The following is a 3,311-nucleotide window of genomic DNA, read 5'->3' as shown; positions in this document are numbered from 1 at the left end:
GGAACGGGTACCTTAACCTATTCGATTGACGGAGGAGCTACCTATAATAGTAATAATGTATTTTCTTCTCTTAAAGCTGGTTCTTACTCCATATTTGTAAAAGATGCAAATGGTTGTACTGCGACCGCTACGGCAAATGTTACAGAACCTGCAGTTCTGGCAGCTTCCATTACTCCAAAAGACCAGCAGATTTGCTCGGGAAGTGGCGCTATATCCATGAAGGGAAATCCTGCCGGAGGAAACGGCGGTTATACCCATTTATGGACTGGAACCGGTGCTTCTTTACTTTCAGGCACAACAGTCGAAAATCCTTCATTCGATGATAAAACGCCGGGATCATATACATTAACTTATAAGGTTACTGACAGCAAAGGTTGTACGGCGTCTGACAATACTACGGTCACCGTAAACGCTGCAATTTCCATTACGACTCAACCTTCCCCGCAGACGGTTTGCGCAGGTTCAACGGTTAATTTTCCGGTGGCTGCTTCTGGCGGAGGCACACTTTCTTATCAATGGCAGAAAGATGGAACTAATTTAACAGATGGCGGTAGCATTTCAAATTCGAAAACTGCCACACTTGCTGTTTCAAATGTAAGCAGCGCGGATGCCGGTAAATATACTTGTGTGGTATCTACCACTACGACTTGTCCTTCTGTTACCAGCAGTCAGGCACAACTTACAGTAAATCCGGCAACGGCTATTACTACCCAGCCTGGTTCTCAAACTGTTTGTGTGGGTTCAACTGTAACTTTTAATGTTGTAGCTGCCGGAACTGCCCCAATTACTTACCAATGGAAGAAAGGTGGTTCAGATGTTACAGATGGCGGGAATATCAGCGGGTCAAAAACCTCAACACTTACTATAACTAATGCTGATAATACCTATGCCGGAGATTATACCTGTATAGTTCATAGTTCTTGCGGAGGTGATGTTACCACAAATAAAGCCACCCTGGCTTTTAATCCTGTAACAACAATCAACAGCCAGCCTGCTTCTCAAACCGTTTGTGCAGGTTCTACGGTTAGTTTTTCCGTTACAGCCACAGGGGCTGGCACTCTAACCTATCAATGGCAAAAAGGGGGAAGTAATATTTCAGGAGCAACCGGTTCAACTTTAACTTTAACTAATGTGGCTTCATCAGATGGCGGAAGTTATGTTTGCATTGTTAATAGCGGTACCTGTCCTAAAGCAGTTAACTCGGCTGCTGCAGTATTGACTGTAAATTCCTTACCAACGGTTAGTTTTAGCGGTGTTACTTCACCTTATTGTCAAAATGCATCACCAGTTACTTTGACCGGTAGTCCTTTGGGCGGGACTTTCTCCGGTTCTGCAGTTACTGATATAGGAGGCGGGACTGCAAGTTTCTTCCCAACTTCTGCAGGTACCTATACGATTACATATACTTATACCGATGCGAATACCTGTTCGAACAGTTCAAAGAAAGATATCGTTGTAAATGCCTTACCGACGGTTACCTTTACTGGCACTTTGGCTTCACAGTGCGAAGGTTCGACTGTTTATCAGTTGACGGGTGGTTCCCCTGCAGGAGGTAGTTATTCCGGGCCAGGTGTAAGCGGGACGAATTTTAATGCTACAGCTGCAGGTGTTGGAACGCACACTATAACTTATTCTTATACCGATGCCAAGGGTTGCAGTGCATCTGCTACAAATTCGATAGCGGTAAATGCAAAGACAGTTATTACAACTCAGCCCCTTGACCTGACCGTATGTTCAGGTTCTACTGTTGGTTTTACCGTTACAGCTACTGGAAGTGGTACCCTAACTTATCAATGGAAGAAAGATGGAATTAATTTAACAGATGGCGGTAATATCTCAGGATCAACGACTTCAACGCTTACCGATTCAAATGTAGTCACCTCCGATGCCGGCAATTATACCTGTACGGTAACGGGTACATGTTCCTCTGCAACTTCTAACCCGGCTAAACTTTCAGTAAATGCTGCCACGTTGATCAATACTCAGCCTGTTTCTCAAACAATTTGTTCGGGTTCAAATGTAAGCTTCTCGGTTGCTGCAACAGGTACTACGCCTCTAACATACCAATGGCAAAAAGATGGGGCAAATCTTTCTGATGGAGGAAATATCAGCGGATCATCAACTTCTGCCCTTCAAATCAACAATGCTGATAATACCAATGCAGGAGCTTATCGCTGTGTAGTTCACAGTGCCTGTGGAACTGATGTTACCAGTAATGCAGCCAACCTGACATTCTATTCGTTAACCACCATTACCCAACAGCCTTCAGATGTTATTTCCTGTTCGGGGAATACAGTAAGTTTTTTAATTACAGCAACTGCTGAAGGTAGTCCTACTTATCAATGGTACAAGGGGGCCACTAAATTAACGGATGGAGGGAATATTATTGGTTCTACTTCTTCAAATTTAAATATCACCAATATTTCTAAATCCGATGAAGGCAATTATTATTGTGCAGTTGCTTCAAGTATTTGTCCTTCGCCCCTTAATTCATCCAATGCAAAATTGACTGTAAATATCATACCAACAGTTAGTTTTAGCGGAGTTACTTCACCTTATTGTCAAAGTCTTTCTGCTGCAACTTTGACCGGCAATCATCCTGGCGGAAGTTTTACAGGAACAGATGTTAGCGATAATGGAGATGGAACTGCCAGTTTCTTCCCGACATCTGCAGGCACTTATACAATTAATTATTTTTATACCGATGGAGATGGTTGTTCAAACAGTGCCCAACAAAATATTCTGGTCAATGCCTTTCCGACGGTGGCTTTTGATGGTACCCTGGCTACCCAGTGTGCAGGGGCTACTTCCTATCAGTTAACCGGAGGTTCTCCTGAAGGGGGGATATATGCAGGCAGCGGGGTAACCGGTAGCAATTTCGATGCTGTTACTGCCGGCACAGGTAGACATACCCTGACTTATACTTACACCGATGCCAATGGTTGTAGTGCATCTGCTACAAACGGCATTGAAGTTTCCACTGCCATTCAGGCTATGGTTGATCCTTCCTCAATCCTGACATTGGGTTGTAATGGCATTTCAGATGGAGCTATTGATGTCACTGTTACAGGGGGTAATGAGCCTTATACTTTCTCATGGACCGGCCCTGATGGTTTTGCCCAGTCAACCCAAAATATTGCTAATCTTAAAGCAGGTACATATAATTTAAGCGTCACCGATGCCAATGGCTGCGTTCAGGATTTCCCGGCTTTGGCTACCATTTCACAACCGGTTTTATTAAAGGAAACCGTTGCTCAAACCAGGATAACCTGTTATAGCGCTGCAGATGGCAAGATTCAGATTCATGCTTC

General features: G+C 43.9%; 1 protein-coding gene. It reads left to right on the top strand.

Annotation, left to right across the window (positions count from 1 at the left end; translation table 11 throughout):
- Positions 1-3,311: immunoglobulin domain-containing protein (locus Q8907_14790; GenBank protein ID MDP4275538.1), on the top strand; the 3,311-nt coding region annotated here is incomplete at both ends.

This window comes from Bacteroidota bacterium (assembly GCA_030706565.1).
GTDB lineage: Bacteria > Bacteroidota > Bacteroidia > Bacteroidales > JAUZOH01 > JAUZOH01.
This window is presented reverse-complemented; position numbering and strand designations above follow the sequence as displayed.